At 60.1% G+C, this 18092-nt stretch carries 19 protein-coding genes; 17 read left to right on the top strand and 2 right to left on the bottom strand.

Annotation, left to right across the window (positions count from 1 at the left end):
- Positions 1 to 86: 86 nt before the first annotated feature.
- The 12 genes from traI to trbI are packed head-to-tail and all read left to right on the top strand — an operon-like array spanning position 87 to position 10392.
- A complete protein-coding gene (gene traI, locus RRU01S_RS18030; RefSeq protein WP_041723972.1) occupies positions 87 to 722 on the top strand; it encodes an acyl-homoserine-lactone synthase in 636 nt (211 codons plus the stop codon).
- Positions 719 to 1690 (top strand): P-type conjugative transfer ATPase TrbB, encoded by a 972-nt coding sequence (gene trbB / locus RRU01S_RS18035; protein ID WP_012654971.1) that lies wholly within the window; start codon positions 719 to 721, stop codon positions 1688 to 1690. Before traI ends, trbB begins: the two co-directional genes overlap by 4 nt.
- Entirely contained in the window at positions 1680 to 2087 is a 408-nt protein-coding gene (trbC, locus tag RRU01S_RS18040) for a conjugal transfer pilin TrbC (RefSeq protein ID WP_012654970.1), read from the top strand. The genes trbB and trbC overlap by 11 nt, the downstream gene beginning before the upstream one ends.
- Positions 2080 to 2379 (top strand): conjugal transfer protein TrbD, encoded by a 300-nt coding sequence (locus tag RRU01S_RS18045; protein ID WP_012654969.1) that lies wholly within the window; start codon positions 2080 to 2082, stop codon positions 2377 to 2379. Before trbC ends, RRU01S_RS18045 begins: the two co-directional genes overlap by 8 nt.
- A 10-nt stretch (positions 2380 to 2389) precedes the next feature.
- On the top strand, positions 2390 to 4858 hold the full coding sequence (locus tag RRU01S_RS18050; protein WP_012654968.1) for a conjugal transfer protein TrbE: 2469 nt from the start codon (positions 2390 to 2392) through the stop codon (positions 4856 to 4858).
- Positions 4830 to 5639: a P-type conjugative transfer protein TrbJ gene (gene trbJ, locus RRU01S_RS18055; RefSeq protein WP_012654967.1), complete on the top strand. Its 810-nt coding sequence runs from the start codon at positions 4830 to 4832 to the stop codon at positions 5637 to 5639. The genes RRU01S_RS18050 and trbJ overlap by 29 nt, the downstream gene beginning before the upstream one ends.
- Positions 5636 to 5854: an entry exclusion protein TrbK gene (trbK, locus tag RRU01S_RS18060; protein ID WP_012654966.1), complete on the top strand. Its 219-nt coding sequence runs from the start codon at positions 5636 to 5638 to the stop codon at positions 5852 to 5854. The genes trbJ and trbK overlap by 4 nt, the downstream gene beginning before the upstream one ends.
- Complete coding sequence (gene trbL, locus RRU01S_RS18065; RefSeq protein ID WP_012654965.1) at positions 5848 to 7044, top strand: P-type conjugative transfer protein TrbL; 1197 nt, start codon at positions 5848 to 5850, stop codon at positions 7042 to 7044. The genes trbK and trbL overlap by 7 nt, the downstream gene beginning before the upstream one ends.
- 14 nt (positions 7045 to 7058) lie before the next feature.
- Positions 7059 to 7721: a conjugal transfer protein TrbF gene (locus RRU01S_RS18070; protein WP_012654964.1), complete on the top strand. Its 663-nt coding sequence runs from the start codon at positions 7059 to 7061 to the stop codon at positions 7719 to 7721.
- 17 nt (positions 7722 to 7738) lie between these two features.
- Positions 7739 to 8593, top strand: coding sequence for a P-type conjugative transfer protein TrbG (trbG, locus tag RRU01S_RS18075; RefSeq protein ID WP_041724026.1), 855 nt, complete (start codon positions 7739 to 7741; stop codon positions 8591 to 8593).
- The gene (gene trbH / locus RRU01S_RS18080) at positions 8593 to 9069 is read left to right on the top strand and encodes a conjugal transfer protein TrbH (protein WP_012654962.1); all 477 of its coding nucleotides are present in this window, start codon (positions 8593 to 8595) and stop codon (positions 9067 to 9069) included. Before trbG ends, trbH begins: the two co-directional genes overlap by 1 nt.
- Before the next feature lie 12 nt (positions 9070 to 9081).
- Positions 9082 to 10392 (top strand): IncP-type conjugal transfer protein TrbI, encoded by a 1311-nt coding sequence (gene trbI / locus RRU01S_RS18085; RefSeq protein ID WP_012654961.1) that lies wholly within the window; start codon positions 9082 to 9084, stop codon positions 10390 to 10392.
- A 231-nt stretch (positions 10393 to 10623) separates the two neighbouring features.
- Here the strand turns inward: trbI and RRU01S_RS18090 are convergent, their stop codons facing one another.
- Positions 10624 to 11526, bottom strand: a complete 903-nt coding sequence (locus RRU01S_RS18090) for a LysR family transcriptional regulator (protein WP_041723969.1) — start codon at positions 11524 to 11526, stop codon at positions 10624 to 10626.
- Positions 11527 to 11779: 253 nt separating this feature from the next.
- On the opposite strand from RRU01S_RS18090, the gene nocP reads away from it, so the two are divergent.
- From nocP to RRU01S_RS18115, 5 genes are all read left to right on the top strand, one after another.
- The gene (nocP, locus tag RRU01S_RS18095) at positions 11780 to 12553 is read left to right on the top strand and encodes a nopaline ABC transporter ATP-binding protein NocP (RefSeq protein ID WP_012654959.1); all 774 of its coding nucleotides are present in this window, start codon (positions 11780 to 11782) and stop codon (positions 12551 to 12553) included.
- A gap of 65 nt (positions 12554 to 12618) precedes the next feature.
- Complete coding sequence (nocT, locus tag RRU01S_RS18100) at positions 12619 to 13470, top strand: nopaline ABC transporter substrate-binding protein NocT (protein WP_012654958.1); 852 nt, start codon at positions 12619 to 12621, stop codon at positions 13468 to 13470.
- A gap of 72 nt (positions 13471 to 13542) precedes the next feature.
- Positions 13543 to 14253: a nopaline ABC transporter permease NocQ gene (nocQ, locus tag RRU01S_RS18105; protein ID WP_012654957.1), complete on the top strand. Its 711-nt coding sequence runs from the start codon at positions 13543 to 13545 to the stop codon at positions 14251 to 14253.
- 1 nt (position 14254) lies between these two features.
- Complete coding sequence (gene nocM / locus RRU01S_RS18110) at positions 14255 to 14980, top strand: nopaline ABC transporter permease NocM (RefSeq protein WP_012654956.1); 726 nt, start codon at positions 14255 to 14257, stop codon at positions 14978 to 14980.
- 114 nt (positions 14981 to 15094) lie between these two features.
- Positions 15095 to 16015 (top strand): LysR family transcriptional regulator, encoded by a 921-nt coding sequence (locus RRU01S_RS18115; RefSeq protein ID WP_012654955.1) that lies wholly within the window; start codon positions 15095 to 15097, stop codon positions 16013 to 16015.
- Positions 16016 to 16133: 118 nt separating this feature from the next.
- On the opposite strand, the gene RRU01S_RS18120 is transcribed toward RRU01S_RS18115, so the two are convergent.
- Positions 16134 to 18089 carry a hydantoinase B/oxoprolinase family protein gene (locus tag RRU01S_RS18120; protein WP_012654954.1) on the bottom strand — a complete coding sequence of 652 codons (1956 nt, stop codon included), beginning with the start codon at positions 18087 to 18089 and terminating at the stop codon, positions 16134 to 16136.
- Positions 18090 to 18092 lie beyond the last annotated feature (3 nt).

Here is an 18092-nt window from a genome sequence, read left to right on the forward strand (position 1 = left end):
GAATCACCTGAGGTGCAAATCTGCACGTAGGCAAACGCGCCGTGAGATGATTTCTGTCCGCATGACCTGTTCATGCGGAGATCATGATGCGGATACTGACAGTCTCGCCGGACCAATACGAACGTAATCGAAGCTTCCTCAAACAAATGCACCGTCTTCGCGCGACGGTGTTCGGCGGCCGCCTGGAATGGGAAGTCTCCATTACAGAAGGGGAAGAGCGCGACCAGTACGATGGTTACAAGCCAACCTACCTTCTGGCGATTACCGATAGTGGACTTGTCGCAGGCTGCGCCCGTCTTCTTCCGGCTTTCGGCCCTACGATGCTGGAGCAGACTTTCCCCCAGCTCCTCGAAACGGGTTCGCTCGTCGCGCATTCCGGGATGGTCGAGAGCTCGCGCTTCTGTGTCGATACCGCGCTTGTCTCGCGGAGGGATGCAAGCCAGTTGCATGTCGCTACGCTCACCCTGTTCGCCGGCATCATCGAATGGTCTATGGCCAATGGCTACAACGAGATCGTCACGGCGACCGATCTTCGCTTCGAGCGTATCCTGAAGCGGGCGGGCTGGCCTATGCAACGGCTCGGCCAACCGGCCGCAATCAGCAACACCATCGCCATTGCGGGAAGCCTGCGGGCCGATCGTGCCAGCTTCGAGCAGGTTTGCCCTCCAGGCTATTATTCCATCCCCCGGATCGACGTGGCAGCGATCAGGAGTGCCGCGTGACCCAGCTGCGCTCCCATTCGCGTCTGGTACGCAAACTCCAGGACGCCCTCGGCGACCAGCTCTGCGTCGCCCTCGATGATGCGACAGTGGTCGAGATCATGCTGAACCCCGATGGCAAGCTCTTCATCGAGCGCCTGGGTCATGGGGTTGCCCCCGCAGGCCACCTCAGCCCCGCCGCGGCGGAAGTGATCATTGGCAGCGTCGCCCACGCACTGCAATCCGAAGCCGACGACGAGCAGCCGATCATCTCCGGCGAATTGCCAATCGGCGGCCACCGCTTCGAGGGCTTGCTGCCGCCGATCGTTTCCGGACCGAGCTTCACGATCCGGCGTCGCGCGTCGCGCCTGATCCCGCTCGACGATTATGTGAAGCACAAGATCATGACGGAGGCGCAGGCCTCGGTTCTGCGCAGCGCGATTGCGTCTCGCATGAACATCGTGATTTCCGGTGGCACGGGCTCGGGAAAGACGACGCTCGCCAATGCAGTCATTGCCGAAATCGTCGCCAATGCGCCGGACGACAGGATCGTCATTCTGGAGGACACCGCCGAGATCCAGTGCGCGGCTGAGAACGCCGTTGCGCTCCACACAAGCGACACAATCGATATGGCTCGGCTTCTCAAGAGTACGATGCGCTTGCGACCCGATCGCATCATCGTCGGCGAGGTCCGCGACGGCGCGGCGCTTACGCTGCTCAAGGCATGGAACACCGGGCACCCGGGCGGGGTCACCACCATCCATTCGAATACGGCGATGTCGGCTCTTCGCCGGCTCGAGCAACTGACCGCGGAAGCGAGCCAGCAGCCCATGCAGGAGGTGATTGGCGAGGCTGTCGATCTGATCGTCTCGATCGAACGAACGGGGAAGGGGAGGCGGGTCCGCGAAGTCATCCACATCGAGGGTTTCGCAAACTCCCGTTACCAGACCGAACACTACGCCCAAATCGATGAGGATAGCCATGTCGCGTAAGACCCAAATCACCCTTGCGCTTGCAGCGCTAGCCGCCTTCTCCTGGATCAGCATTGTCAATCCGGCGTTCGCCTCTTCGGGCGGGGGTGGGTTGCCGTGGGAATCTCCGCTGCAACAGATCCAACAGTCGATCACGGGACCGGTGGCTGGATTCATCGCACTCGCAGCGGTGGCGATCGCCGGTGCCATGCTGATCTTCGGGGGAGAACTGAACGACTTCGCCAGGAGGCTTTGTTACGTCGCCCTTGTTGGCGGCGTGTTACTCGGCGCGACCCAGATCGTCGCTCTCTTCGGTGCGACGGGCGCTTCGATCGGCGAGTTTGAGGGGCGAGCCGGATCTTGGAATGTCGAACTGTCTTCGGAGCTTCGAACGGAAGGGGAGGGGGCTCATGGCTGAACCCGGCTCCAATCTTGCCCGCTCTCGAATACATCGGGCGCTATCACGCCCGAACCTGCTAATGGGCGCCGACCGCGAGCTGGTTCTGCTCACCGGCCTTGCCGCCGTGATCCTGATCTTCGTGGTGCTGACCTGGTACGCCGCGCTGTTCGGCTTGGCTATCTGGCTGGTTGCGGTTGCTGCTCTCCGCATGATGGCGAAGGCCGATCCGCTGATGCGCCGCGTCTATCTGCGGCACGTGTCCTATCGATCCATCTACAGGACGACCTCGACGCCGTGGCGCAAGTTCTGAAGAGGCGGACATGGTGGCACTGAAACTCTTCCGACACTCCGGACCGTCATTCGCCGATCTGGTTCCTTATGCGGGCCTGGTCGACAATGGCGTGATCCTTCTGAAGGACGGCTCACTGACGGCCGGCTGGTATTTTGCCGGCCCGGACAGCGAAAGCTCGACAGACTCAGAGCGCAACGAGGTGTCGCGGCAGATCAATATGATCCTCTCACGTCTGGGCTCGGGCTGGATGATCCAGGTCGAGGCTTTGCGGGTCCCGACGATCGACTATCCGGCAGAGGGCGCCTGCCACTTTCCCGATCCCGTCACCCGCGCCATCGATAAGGAGCGCAGGTCGCATTTCGAGAGGGAGAGCGGGCATTTCGAGAGCCGACACGCGCTGATCCTGACCTGGCGGCCGCCCGAGCCTCGGCGCTCCGGCTTGGCGCGCTACGTCTATTCCGACACTGCCAGCCGTTCGGCCACCTATGCCGACACGGCGCTAGAGTCTTTCCGGACCTCGATCCGCGAGGTTGAGCAGTACCTTGCCAATGTCGTCTCCATCCGCCGCATGGTGACGCGCGAAACCGAAGAGCGCGGGGGTTTCCGGATAGCCCGCTATGACGAGCTGTTCCAGTTCATCCGCTTCTGCATCACCGGTGAGAACCATCCAGTCCGGCTCCCGGATATCCCGATGTATCTTGACTGGCTGGTCACGGCCGAGCTGCAGCACGGTCTGACGCCGACGGTCGAGAACCGCTTCCTCGGCGTCGTCGCCATTGACGGCTTAGCCGCGGAGAGCTGGCCGGGGATCCTCAACAGCCTCGACCTGATGCCGCTCACCTATCGGTGGTCGTCGCGCTTCGTTTTTCTCGACGAGCAGGAGGCACGCCAGAAGCTGGAGCGCACCCGCAAGAAATGGCAGCAGAAGGTGCGGCCGTTCTTCGATCAGCTTTTCCAGACCCAGAGCCGTTCGGTGGATCAGGACGCCATGATGATGGTGGCCGAGACGGAGGACGCAATCGCCGAGGCATCGTCGCAGCTCGTCGCTTATGGATATTACACGCCGGTCATCGTGTTGTTCGATGAACAGCAAGAACGGCTTCAGGAAAAGTGCGAGGCGATCCGTCGATTGATCCAGGCCGAAGGATTCGGCGCCCGGATCGAGACGCTGAACGCGACTGACGCCTTTCTGGGCAGTCTGCCGGGTGTCTCCTATGCCAATATCCGCGAGCCGCTCGTCAATACGCGCAATCTCGCTGACCTCATTCCGCTGAACTCGGTCTGGTCCGGAAGCCCCATCGCACCGTGCCCGTTCTATCCGCCGGGATCGCCGCCGCTCATGCAGGTCGCCAGCGGCTCGACGCCGTTCCGCCTGAACCTGCATGTCGATGATGTCGGGCATGCGCTGGTCTTCGGCCCGACCGGCTCGGGCAAATCGACTTTGCTGTCGCTGATCGCCGCGCAGTTTCGGCGCTATGCGGATGCGCAGATATTCGCTTTCGACAAGGGGCGGTCGATGTTGCCGCTGACACTCGCCATCGGCGGCGATCACTACGAAATCGGCGGGGACGCGTCCGGAGAAGGGGAGGGGGCTTCGCCGCGACTGGCCTTCTGCCCGCTCGCCGAACTCGCGTCGGACGGCGACCGCGCCTGGGCGGCGGAGTGGATCGAGACGCTCGTCGCCCTGCAGGGCGTCACGGTTACGCCTGACTATCGCAACGCCATTTCCAGGCAGTTGGGCCTGATGGCGGAATCGCGCGGCCGCTCGCTCTCGGACTTCGTCTCCGGTGTGCAGATGCGCGAGATCAAGGATGCGCTGCACCACTACACGGTCGATGGACCGATGGGCCAGTTGCTTGATGCCGAACAGGACGGACTGGCGCTCGGCGCTTTCCAGTGCTTCGAGGTCGAGGAGCTGATGAATATGGGTGAGCGCAATCTCGTCCCGGTCCTGCTCTATATGTTCCGGCGGGTCGAGAAGCGGCTGACGGGGGCGCCCAGCCTCATTATTCTCGATGAGGCCTGGCTGATGCTCGGTCATCCGACGTTCCGCGACAAGATACGTGAATGGCTGAAGGTTCTGCGCAAGGCCAACTGCGCAGTCGTGCTCGCCACGCAGTCGATCTCCGACGCCGAGCGCTCCGGTATCATCGACGTGCTGAAGGAATCCTGCCCGACCAAGATATGTCTGCCCAACGGCGCGGCACGCGAGCCAGGGACGCGCGAGTTCTATGAGCGCATCGGTTTCAATGAGCGACAGATCGAGATCGTCGCCACCGCACTGCCGAAACGCGAATATTACGTCGCCTCGCCGGAGGGCCGCCGGCTGTTCGATATGTCGCTCGGTCCCGTAGCGCTTTCCTTCGTCGGTGCGTCCGGCAAGGAGGACCTGAAGCGCATCCGCGCCCTTCACTTCCAACACGGGGCGGATTGGCCCAAGCACTGGCTCCAGCAAAGGGGGATCGCCCATGCCGAAACACTTTTCCAGGCCGCTTGAAGCGGCGCGCGCCGCCATGATCACGGCCATCATCGTCCCGGTCGCTCTGCCGTTTACCGCATATGCCGGCGGCGTTACCGGACAGGCCACCGAATGGACCCAACTCGCCAACAATGCGGAGCTCATTAGTCTCGTCGGCAAGTCCGCCGAGCAGGTGAACAATCAGATTACCCAGATCAGCCAGCTTGCCGAGCAGATTCAGAACCAGATCAACATCTACAAGAATCTGCTGCAGAACACCGCGCAACTGCCGGCCCATATCTGGGGCCAGGTCGAGAACGACCTCAACAAGCTCCAGAACATCGTCGCGCAGGGGCAGGGCGTCGCCTTTTCGATGGGCAACATCGACGACGTCGTGAAGCAGCGCTTCCAGAGTTTTGCCGACATGAAGAGCAACCTGCCGGGCGGCCAGAGCTTCTCAACGACCTATCAGAACTGGTCCGACACCAATCGCGACACCATCGCGGGCACACTGAAGGCGGCTAACCTCACGGCCGAGCAGTTTTCTAGCGAGGAATCCACCATGTCCTCGCTGCGCTCGATGTCGGAGAGCGCCGACGGCCAGATGAAGGCCCTGCAGGTGGGGCACCAAATCGCCACCCAGCAGGTGGCACAGATGCAGAAGCTGCGTGGGTTGGTGTCGCAGCAGACCACGATGATGGGAACATGGTTTCAGTCGGAACAGGCGAGACAAGACCTCGCCCAGGCCCGACGCGAAAAATTCTTCAACGCGCCGACCAATGACATTCGCGGCGGCCAGACGATGGAGCCGCGCTGGTGAGCCCGCGCATCCTCATCGTCCTCGCAGTCGCGGGTCTGGTCGCCTTCGGAGCCGGCATGATCGTCTGGGTGGTGGTCCAACCGGATGCTGCGACTGAAACACCGGCCGGGACGTCCGGTTCTGGCGCAGCGCAGCGCGACCACCGGGAGCGCTTCCTCGGCGGCGACCCGGATCGCGACGTGCGCGGCGGGCAGGAAATGAAGCCGCGATGGTAGTCGTCCGCCCGTCCCGCAAGCTCGAAACCGCTTTCATCGTCATCGCGATCCTGGCTCTTGCGACAGCGCCGACGCTCGCACAGCAAGGTTCCGTGCTCACCACGTTGGAGAACCAGGTCGTCACCGCCGCCAAGGGCTGGGAGACGACGATCATGAACGCGGCACGGTCCCTGTTCTGGATCCTCGCGGGGATCGAGATCGGTATTGCTGCCGTGTGGCTGGCTATCAATGCGGCAAGCCTCGACGCGTGGTTCGCCGAGCTCGTGCGTCGGATCATGTTCATCGGTCTCTTCGCCTTCATCCTCGATCGCGGCCCGGCGCTCGCGAAGGCGGTGGTGGACAGCCTGTTCCAGATCGGCGCCGGCGGGGGCTCCGCGTCGCCGGCCAACATCTTCGATGCGGGTATCCGCGTAGCCTCCAAAATGTCGGAACAGGCGAAGTTCGGGCTGTGGGAGGACAACGCACTGGCGATCGCCGCGGTCTTCGCGATGATCGTTGTCGTCGTCGCTTTCAGCCTCGTCGCCGCGATCTTTGTCGCCGTCATGGTCGAGATGTATGTGGGCCTCCTCGCCGGCATGATCATGCTCGGCTTGGGTGGCAGCTCCTATACCAAGGATTTCGCGGTCCGTTACCTTGTCTATGCCTTCTCGGTCGGCATGAAGCTGATGGCGTTGGTGATGATCGCGAAGATCGGATCCGACATTCTGATAGGGCTGGCCGAGGCGCCGACGGCGACCTCCGACCAGTTCATCACCACGATCGGCATCGCCGGCATCTCCGTTGTGGTTTTCATCATCGCTATGTATGTGCCGCCGATCATCCAGGGCGTCGTGCAGGGCGCATCGGTCTCAGGCGGCATGGAGGCGATCCGCCATGGTGGTCAGACGGCCGCCTTCGCCGCCGGTGGCGCCTTCCTTGGCGCGGGCGCCGCGATGAAGGGGGCAGAATCAGCGAGCTCGGCGAGGGCAGGGGGATCGTCGATGGCGGGAGCAGCCCTTCGCGGCATGGCGTCCGGCATCGGCAACGCCGGATGGGCGGCAAGCTCTGCGGCACGAGAAAAGGCGATCGCTTCGCCCGGCGCCTATGCCGGCTCTCTGCTCGGCCTCGCCAATGCCAAGCTTGATCAGACCCGGCAATCCGGCAGGCCCTCGGCGCCTCCTCCGCCTCCACCCGTCAACGAAAACAAGTAAGAGGCTGACCGCGCATGGCCGGACGCACCCCGCCCGACAATCCCTATATCGCAGCGAGAACGGAATGGAACGAGCGCTACGGCTCCTATGTGAAGGCCGCCGCGGCCTGGCGTCTGGTCGGCGTCACCGGGATGACCATGGCGGTGGTCGGCTTCAGCTACGCTCTCTACCAGAGCACTCAGGTCAAGCTGGTGCCCTATATCGTCGAGGTCGACAAGCTCGGCACGGCCTCAAGCGCCGGTTTCCCGCAGCAGATCGAGTATGCCGATCCGCGTGTGGTGCGCGCCACGCTTGGCAGTTTTGTTTCGAACTTCCGGTCGGTGTCGCCGGATGCTGTCGTGCAGAAACAATATATCGACCGCACCTATGCGCTGCTTCGGACCTCGGACCCTGCGACAGAAAAAATCAATGCCTGGTTCCGCTCCTCCTCACCCTTCGAGAAGGCGAAGAACGCCACCGTCGCCGTCGAGGTCAACAACATTGTCGCGCTGTCGAACCAGTCCTACCAGATCGACTGGACCGAGTTCGAGCGCGATCGCCGCGGCAAGGAGACCGCCACGCGCCGGTTCCGCGGGATCGCCACCGTGACGCTTACACCGCCGCAGGACGAGGGCGTCATCCGGCTTAACCCGATCGGACTCTATCTTAGGGATCTCGACTGGACCGCGCAGCTTTGAAAGGCATGGCCCCGAACATGAACATTCGACTGAGACGTTTTCCGGCCAGGCTGGCTGCCGCCGCGATCGTTGCCGCAATCGTGCCGTTGCCGACTTCTCTTTCCTCCCGCGCGCTCGCAGCTGATGGCGTCACCGCCAATGAAGCGAAGGGGATGGGGATTTCCACCCAGTGGCGCGACTCACGCGGGCTTGTCACGAAAGGACCGGACGGGAAGGTGATCTTCCTCTATGGCGAAGTGCAGCCCTCCGTCGTCTGCTCACCTTTGCAGGTCTGCGACATCGAGCTCCAGGGCGGCGAGGTCGTTCGCGACGTACTCGTCGGCGACACCGTTAGGTGGAAGGTTGAGCCCGCAACATCGGGAGCGGCAGGAGGGCAGGCGATCCACCTGATCGTCAAGCCATCGGAGTCCAACCTTGTCACCTCGATGGTGGTGACCACCTCGCGTCGCACCTACCATATCCAGCTCAAGTCGCACCAGACACAATACATGGCACGTGTTGGCTTCGAATATCCGGAAGACGTGTCCATCAAGCTCGCTGACATCAACGCGCGGATGGAAGCCAGCACCATTCCCGGCGCCGGCGTTCCCGCCGAGCAACTGAATTTTGCCTATTCTGTATCGGGCAATGCAGGGTGGCGGCCGACGCGCGTCTATTCGGACGGGGAGAAGACTTACGTCCAGTTCCCGCGCACGATCTCCGGCCAGGATGCGCCCGTGCTGTTTGTCGTCTCCGGTGGTCAGAACCGCATCGTCAACTATCGGATGAAGGGCGACATGATGGTGGTCGACTACCACGTCGACCGCGCGGTCCTGGTCTCCGGCGTCGGCTGGAGACAGGAGAAGGTGACGATCCGGCGGGGAGGGCGGTGATGCGAAGCTTCCCCTTTCTCGCGCGCGCCTTGCACACCCTCCGCGGCCCTGCCGCCGCCTGCGCCCTCGCCCTTCTCCTTTCCGGATGCCAGTCGCGCGGAACGGAAGAATTGACCTCCAGCAATGCCCCTGCCGAGATCTCAGGCCAGGCGGCGAGCGCGATCGCCGGCGATATGGTGAGCAGGCTCGCCGAGCAGATCGGCCCCGGGACCACGACTGTCTCGCTAAAGCAGGACAGCTCGCCTTTCGGGCAGGCGCTCGAGGCAGCCCTGAAGGGCTGGGGTTATGCGGTGGTGACCGACCAGAAGACGGATGGTGCTGCGCGCACCGTGCCGCTCGCCTATGTCGTCATTCCGTTCGAGGGGCAGCTCCTGGCCCGCCTTTCTACGAACAGCGTCGAGCTTGGCCGCGCCTACACCGTCACAACGACGGGTGCGCAGCCGGCGAGCGCACTCTCAGTCATGAAGCGCGGTTAGGGGAGGGCGGTCATGGTTCAATCGCTCAAGCTCGGCGGCACTGCCAACGACGAGACAGGCTCTGGCATGCGCCGGATTAACCGTCTGCCGATCATCGTCGTGGTCGTGCTGGTCGTCGCCTTCCTTGGTGTCATCTTCTACGGTCTGACATCGAGAGGGCTATATTTCCGCGACACCGGACCGGACACAAGCTCCGGCAATCCGGCGTCAACCTTCGCCGACCAGATCAAACGTGGGGTCTCGGACGGCATCATCGGCGAACCGCAGCAGGTGACGACGCTGCAGCCGACGCCGGTCGAGACGCAGGAAGAGAAGCGCTCCGTCAATCCATTCACGCCGCAGCCCGGTCAACGGGAAGACGCGCGGCCGGAACCGCAACTGGAATCGGAACAGGTCTGGCGCGCCCGCTTGCAGCGCGAGCAGGAAGAGCAATATCTTCGTGAGCGGCAGCGCCAGAGAATGGCCCGGCTGCAGGCCAATGACGCCGCCTATGATTCGCCGATCGCGGTCGACCGCGGCAAGTTCGCTGGGCGAGGAGCGGACACAAACGACACGGCAGCAGCGACAACGAACGGGGTTTCCACTGCGGTGACACCCGGAGCGCCCGACCTCTACGCGGCCGCTCTTCGTGCCGGTCTCGGCGGGCAAAATGTTGATCCGAACGGCCAGAAGTCGAAGGAGGATTTCTTCAATGCCGACCTCAAGGAACTTGGCTACCTGCCGAACCGTGTCGTCCCCCAACAGTCGCTCTACGAACTCAAGCGCGGCTCAGTCATTCCCGCGACATTGATCACCGGGATCAATTCCGACCTTCCCGGGCGCATCACCGCCCAGGTGAGCCAGAACGTCTACGATTCAGCGACGGGACACCGCCTCCTGATCCCGCAGGGTACGAAACTGTTCGGCCGTTACGACAGCAAAGTGTCGTTCGGCCAGAGCCGGGTGCTGGTCGTCTGGACCGACATCATCTTCCCGAATGGCTCGACGCTGCAGATCGGCGGCATGTCCGGGACGGACGCGCAGGGCTACAGCGGTTTCCGCGATAAGGTGGATCGGAAGTGGCTCCAGACGTTTGGTTCGGCCATCCTCATTGCCGTGATCGGCACGGGGATTGACATGGCGGTTCCGCAGAGTTCGACACTGGCGACGCAGGATACGGCCTCCGATGCGGCGCGTCGGAACTTTGCCGAAACCTTCGGTCGTGTCGCTGACCGGACCATCGAGAGAAACATGGACGTACAGCCGACGATCGAGATCCGGCCTGGTTACAAATTCAATGTCCTTGTCGATCAGGACATTGTTTTCCCCGGAACATATCGATGAGACGCGTGCCCAGTCTCAACGACCCTGCCGCGTTCGGGGAAATAACACCGTGACAAAAGTGCCCAACCGATCGCATCACACCCCGGGAGCCAGAGATGTGCCAAGTCCAAACAATTTCGTTGCTTTCGGGAAAGCGATACCATCCACGGCCATCGCGATCATCGCCAGCCTTTCCGGCCACGACACCGGGCTGAACCCGATTTCTTTGACAACTTGCGGCGAACCTGACGATCAAATGGTTTCATAGGGTAAGGCTTTCAAAGCATCGAGCAACGCTGCCCGGAATTCGCTAACCAAGCGCGGCGGCGGGCTGTCAGTCGGAAGAACTATAGCAAAATGGTAGGGGACAACCGGATCAAAGGAGCGCTGAATAACCTGATTTGCACTGTAGTAGTCGGCAGTGAAGGGGTCGACAATGCCAACCCCCATTCCCCTGCTTACCAGATCGCAGAGATTCAGTGCCAGACTACTTTCTATCCTGCGGTTACAGTGGACGCCGCAGCTGTCCAGTGCGGCGTCTGTCTGCATCCGTAGAAGGCTCACCGGAGAGAGGCAAATCAATGACTCTCCTTCAAGGTCCGTCGCATGAACAGTTTCCTTGTCTTCGAGACGATGCCCCGGCGGCAGCAGGCAGACGGCACGAAACGAAGGGACAGGTTCAATGGTGAGACCAGGATAGTCGCCAGCCAATATCGATATTCCGAGATCGTAGTGCTGGAGCGAGACCAATTCGAGGACCGTCTGGGAGGGAACCGTGTCGAGGTAGACCGACACGTCGGGCCGATCGGCGATGAACGTCTGGATGACGCCGGACATAAAACTCAGAGCCGGCGCCGTATAACAGGCGACCCTTAGAGACCCCATGTGAGACTTCTTCAGTTCAGCCGCGACTTTGTCGATGTGCTGAATCCCGTTGAAATGTCGCGACACTTCCTTGAACAGAATACCGGCCTCCCGCGTAGGACGTAACCGGTTGCCCGTTCTTTCGAAGAGGCTGATCCCAATTTCCTCTTCGAGATCCCTGATCAGCCGGCTGATCGCGGGCTGCGTGATCCTCACCAGATTCGCTGCTGACGTCATACCTCCTGTCAGCATGACTGCCCGGAACGCTTCTAACTGACGCGATTGAATCATTGCTTTCTCCATAACAAATACACATGGGCGCATGCCTATTACTGCCCTTGCGATATGGAAGGCAAGCTTTTAGTAACAATAGAAAACTGGGTCCTACTCTCGAAGAATGTACCGCGGTGGCCACGTGAACACGTGTTTCACCTTTGAGAATGAAAGCCGGACAGGTGCCGGCTGCGCCATTCTCGGCCGTGCTAACGGCACGGTTTTTCGCTGCATCGCAAGGGATAGGGAATGATAGAACAAGGGAACGCGAATGGACGGTACGCAGCCCACCCTGGTGGCAGAAGATATCCATAAGAACTTCGGAACGCTTGAAGTTCTGAAGGGCATTTCACTCACGGCCAATAAAGGCGATGTGGTTTCGATTATCGGCAGCTCCGGGTCCGGTAAGAGTACTTTCCTGCGCTGTATGAATTTCCTCGAAACCCCGAACAAGGGCCGTATCGCTGTCGGGCAGGAAGAGGTCGTCGTCAAAACGGATGCGGCTGGCCGATTGATCGGCGTCGATCGCAAAAAGATCGAACGCATGCGGATGCAACTCGGCATGGTGTTTCAGAGCTTCAATCTGTGGGGACATATGACTGTCCTGCAGAACGTCATGGAAGGCCCCGTACACGTTCTCAAGCAGCCCAAGGGCGACGTGCGCGACCGTGCAATGGATTTCCTGGACAAGGTCGGTATTGCCGACAAGCACGACGCCTACCCGTCTCAATTGTCAGGTGGGCAACAACAGCGCGTCAGCATCGCACGCGCACTGGCTATGCAGCCGAGCGCGCTTCTCTTCGACGAACCAACCTCTGCCCTCGATCCGGAATTGGTGGGTGAAGTCCTGAAGGTGATCAGGAAGCTCGCCGAGGAGGGGCGGACGATGGTCGTGGTGACGCACGAAATGGGTTTTGCTCGCGACGTATCGAGCAAGGTTCTCTTTCTCGAAAAGGGGCAAATCGAAGAGCAGGGAACGCCGCAAGAAGTGTTCCAGAACCCGACGTCACCAAGGTGTCGGGCCTTTCTCTCCAGCGTTCTGTGAGCGCGCAAGCGCGCAGAAGAGTCAACACTCGAAATAAAAAAATAACAGCAACAGAGGTGAACGTTATGAAATTCTTCAACTTAAATGCGCTTGCGGCAGTTGTGACCGGCGTCCTCGTCGCGGCAGGCCCCTCACAGGCCAAGGACTACAAGAGCATTACGATTGCAACCGAAGGATCCTATGCGCCGTACAACTTCAAGGATGCGGGCGGAAAACTGATCGGCTTCGACATCGATCTCGGAAACGACCTTTGCAAGCGCATGAACATCGAATGTAAATTCGTCGAGCAGGCTTGGGACGGGATCATTCCTTCTCTCACGGCGGGTCGTTACGATGCCATTATGGCGGCGATGGGAATTCAGCCGGCGCGCGAAAAGGTCATTTCGTTCTCCCGCCCGTATCTCCTCACGCCGATGACGTTCCTGACGACAGCGGACAGTCCACTTCTGAAGACCCCGGTGGCACTCGAGAACCTTCCGCTCGACAATATCACCCCCGAGCAGAAAACCGAGTTGGATAAGTTCACCAAGGTTTTCGAAGGCATGAAGTTTGGCGTTCAAGCCGGTACATCTCATGAAGCGTTCATGAAACAAATGATGCCGAGCGTGCAGATTTCCACCTATGACACCATCGACAATGTCGTAATGGATCTGAAGGCCGGCCGTATCGACGCGAGCCTGGCTTCGGTCAGCTTCCTGAAGCCGCTAACGGACAAGCCTGACAACAAGGACCTGAAGATGTTTGGTCCGAGGATGACGGGGGGAGTGTTCGGCAAGGGTGTCGGCGTTGGCATCCGCAAAGAGGATACCGATCTCAAAGCCTTGTTCGACAAAGCAATTGATTCCGCGATTGCCGATGGGACCGTTCAGAAGCTGTCTCAACAGTGGTTCGGTTACGACGCGTCTCCCAAGCAGTAATTACTTTCAATAGGAGCGTCGGCACTCGTGTGGCCGGCGCTCTATCTGTTTAGCAAGCTTGAGGCGTGGTCGATGGACTTGACACTATTGCAATGGGGAGATGCCGGCTGGGGCGATGAATTGGTGCGCGGGGCGATGATGACTGTTGTCGTCGCAGCCTGTTCGTACCTTTTCGGAATCATCTTTGGTTCGATTTTCGCTGCGGCAAAACTATCCCGTTTCTGGTCACTACGCCTGCTCGGTGACGTCTATACGACGGTCGTTCGCGGCGTCCCTGAACTGCTCATCATCTTTTTGGTATTCTTCGGTGGCGGCACACTCCTGCGCACCATCGCCAATGGACTGTTCGGATACGAGGGGTACATCGAGCCTCAAATCTTCGTGATCGGCGTACTCTGCATCAGTGTGAGTGCCGGAGCATATGCCACCGAGGTCATTCGCGCTGCCGTTCTCGCTGTTCCCCCCGGCCAGATCGAAGCGGCGAAGTCCATTGGGATGGGTCCGTGGCTGCGGCTGCGGCGGGTGCTGATCCCACAAGCGGCTAGGTTCGCCCTCCCAGGCCTTGGAAATGTCTGGCAGTTCACGCTCAAGGACACGTCGCTAATTTCCGTTGTCGGCCTGGTCGAAATCATGCGGACAGCGGCGATGGGGGCAGGTTCGACGAAGCAGCCCTTTACCTTCTATATCACCGCCTTCGTGATCTTCCTTGTTCTTTCCTCCGTGTCAAATCGGGGCTTTCTTAAAGCTGAAAAGTGGGCGAACCGCGGTGTGAGGAGCCAATAATATGGATATTCAACTCATCATCGAGTCGTTCCCCAAACTCATTGCTGCCGTCCCCACGACGCTGGCGCTCGCGTTCATATCGCTCCTCATCGGATTTGTTGTTTCGGTACCTGTCGCGCTTATGCGGCTTTCGAAAAACCGCATCGTTTCTTCGGTAGCATACGGCTACGTCTACCTGATCCGATCGACCCCACTTCTGGTGCAGATGTTCCTGATTTACTACGGGTCGGCTCAGTTCAGAGGGTTTCTCACGGAAATTGGTCTGTGGTCGTCGTTCCGCGAACCGTGGTTTTGTGCGATCCTCGCTCTGGCCCTCAATACCGCGGCCTATACCAGCGAAATCATCCGGGGCGGCATACAGGCGGTTCCTCTCGGGCAGATCGAAGCGGCGCGCGCTGTCGGCATGTCCACAGTTCTCCAGTTTAGGAGAATCGTGTTCCCGATCGCCATCCGGCAAGCGTTGCCGGCCTATGGCAACGAAGTCATGCTCATCATCAAATCGACGTCGCTTGCTTCGACAATCACTATCGTCGAAGTGACCGGTCTGGCGAAGCAGATCATCTCGGCCACCTACAGCCCGGTCGAAGTGTTCATCGTCGCCGGTGCGATCTACCTGTTCATCACGTTCATTGTCAGCCGCCTGGTCATTCTGGCGGAGTGGTGGCTCAATCCGCACATGCGCGCCCGGGTGGGCGGAACGGCTCCGAAGGCCGTGGAGACGCATTAGAACTTGGAAATCCCCGTTGGATTACCGATCGAAAGAGTGCGCTCGGGCGAATGTCGACGTAACATTCAAATCTTAGGGTTTGAATGTTACGTCGCTTTGTATTGGTGAGCGGAGATGTCGTATCAAATAGAAATTGGAAGCATCCGCTGTTTTGTCGTTGCCGCTGAAGAACTACATTTCCGCAGAGCCGCGATCCGACTGAACATGTCGCAGCCAACGCTCAGCCAGCAGATCAAGCGGCTTGAAGAGCTTATGGGGGTGCAACTGTTCATCCGCTCTACGCGGCGCGTGGAGCTGACGCGTGCGGGAGCATCATTCCTTGATCACGCGCGCGAGATCCTTTTGAAAATCGACGAGGCGATCCTCAATGCCAAGCTGGAAGCCGGCGGTCTCAGTCCCGGCGGAGAAGAGCTGATCATCGGAGCGATCAGCCCGGCCACCAGTCAATTGCTCCCCTTGATCTTGAGCCGTTTCCGGCAAAGGTTTCCCAGGACTAGGCTTGTCATCAAAGAGGTCGATTCCATAGAGCTTCTGCGAGGGATCGAGCGCGGTGACTTCCATGTCGGGTTGATGCGACCGCCATCCAACAGCAATCTGGTACGGTTTCAGCACCTGTTGTCGGAACGATTTGTTGCCGTCATGCCCCGCCAATCGGTACTTGCGAGAAAAACCGCGTTGAAATTATCAGATTTCGCCGGACACGGTGTTTTCGCGCTCAAGCGCTTCGAGCTATCGTGTTTTGAGACTGTATACGAACAACTTGTCGGCGCCGGCCTGCTGATCGAGAACGACATAGCGGTCTCCGACACCAATACAGCTCTGGCCCTGGTGACTGCCGGCGTCGGGATCACGTTCCTGCCGGAGTGGGTGTCTGCGATGGCCCCCGACGGCGTTGTTACCCGAGTTGTGGACGATATGTCCGTCGAGATTTCGATGGCCGTGGGCTGGAATCCAGATTGCCCGGTTCCAGGGATACTGCCTTTCGTCGAGTTTGCGACGTTGGCTGCGCAAAACCTGATTTCAGCACGAAAATAGCGGCGCTTGTGAAATTCTGAATGAACAAAGGGAGCCCCTGGAGGAGGCATCCCTTCCAATAGCCGCACTTTCAGACGACCGTTCATACTAACTGATTACCATCACAGGACCATTGCCGCTACAACCGGCCGGCTTCTTCGGCGATGACTTGATCCAGTTTCCCGGCATCAACCCGTTCACCTTTCGCCAACAGGCGGTGATGAACGCGATCGACGAGCTGGCTGCGGATGCGCTGTTCATAGGTCAATGCCCGCGATGCCAGTTCCCTGCGTGTCTGCTGCGACCACACCTGGTCCTGACGCTGGCGTTCGATGCAGAAATTGAAGTCGTCTGACTTTCGGTTCCCGCGTTCGCGGCGTTGTTCCGCGGTCGCCGCCTCGTCGATCTTACCGTCCCGGTCGAAGACGACAGCATAGACGTCGGCGGCCCGCTCCGGGGAAATCATGCCGTTTTCGATCTCGCGCGCGATCGCCGCCACATCCCGCTCAAGAGGTTCGCCGAACGCCCCGCCTGTGGAACTGGTGATCCTGAGAATATCGCCCTGTCCGAGCTCCAGCACCGAGATCTTGCCGACCGATCGCTCATCGGGTCGGCCAGGATTGACGATTGCCTTACCCAGAAGACCGATCTCTCCCCCCTTGAAGCCCCACGGCGCGAACACAAACCGGTTCAGGTTTCTGACCGTTATGACCGCGCGATTTGACGTGTTTTCCATTTCGATTTCGAGCGCGGCGCCGCTGGCGAATCTTCCCGCGCGGCGACTGTCCGGCACGAGGCGGAGCGCCCGCATGACCAGCACCGTTTCGATCTCGATGACTTCGACTGGCACGCTGCGCTGTGAGTAGCGTACTTCCGATCCGTCCAGGCCGTCAACGCCACGGCGGGCACCGCCGCCGCCGTCGATCGTACCCACCACGTTGACACGGTCACGGCCTGTACGAGGATCGGGAGCCGAAACGACGATAACCCCGCTCATACCGCCACCGGCTGCGGCAAGGCCCTCCGGTAGTGCCTGATTGAGGCACCCCAGGATAACGTCGTAGGCGCGTGTCGCTGATGCAGCACGAGACCCGCCGGATGCGGGATAGACCGCGTTGAGAACCGTGCCGCGCGGAGCATGGCCGTGGATCGCCCGCAAGATACCGGAGTTGCGCGGCGTCAGCGGATCAACGGTCAGGATGTAGGCGTAAAGGCACTGGATAATGTAGGGGTGGGTGGTTGCCCCCGTTACCAGGTTGTAGGCGGCCGCCAATTGCGGATCCGTGCCGGTAAAATCAACCTCGATCTCGCTGTCCTTCACCGTCATGGTCACGCTGAAATAGGCCAGCTGACCATCATGGATCCCTTCAAGATAGTCCGAGAAGGTATATACACCGTCCCGAATCGTCCTGATCACCGCGCGGGCCTTGGTCTCCGCGTAGTTGATGACGTCCTGCATCCCCTCCTCGACACTCTCACGATCATATCGCTCGCAAAGCTCGCTGACGCGCCGGTCCATGCTCTTCAGGCCCGAGATCATGGCCTGAATGTCGCCCCACAACTCGGTCGGAATTCGGCTGTTGTCCTGGAAGATCGACTTGATCGCTTCGTTCAACACCCCTCCTTCGTAGAGCTTCATTGGCCTGACACGGAGGCCCTCCTGGAATACTTCCGTGAAGGCTGGCGAGATACTTCCTGGAACGGCGCCGCCGATATCGGACGCATGGACAAATGCCCAGCCGATCGCGATCAGCTTCTCGTCGTAGAAGATCGGATAAAGCAGCGTAACGTCCATCAGGTGCGTCACCAGACCGTCCGTGGCAAAGGGATCGTTGGTGATGATGATATCGCCTTGCTTCAGGTTCTCCCGGCCGATGGCATCCAGCGTCGGCTTCAACGGGGAGCCGACGAAGACATTGACGCCAGACAACATCGGATAAGCGAACATTTCGCCTTCGGCAGTCGCAATCGCACACTGATAATCCTGCACGATCTTAACGAAAGTCGTGTGGGCGGTGCGGTAGATCGCGGCAGAGGCTTCTTCGACAATCGCGTTGAATCGATTGTTCATGACGGCAGTACGAACGGCATCCATTGA

The organism is Agrobacterium rubi TR3 = NBRC 13261 (assembly GCF_000739935.1).
Lineage (GTDB): Bacteria > Pseudomonadota > Alphaproteobacteria > Rhizobiales > Rhizobiaceae > Agrobacterium > Agrobacterium rubi.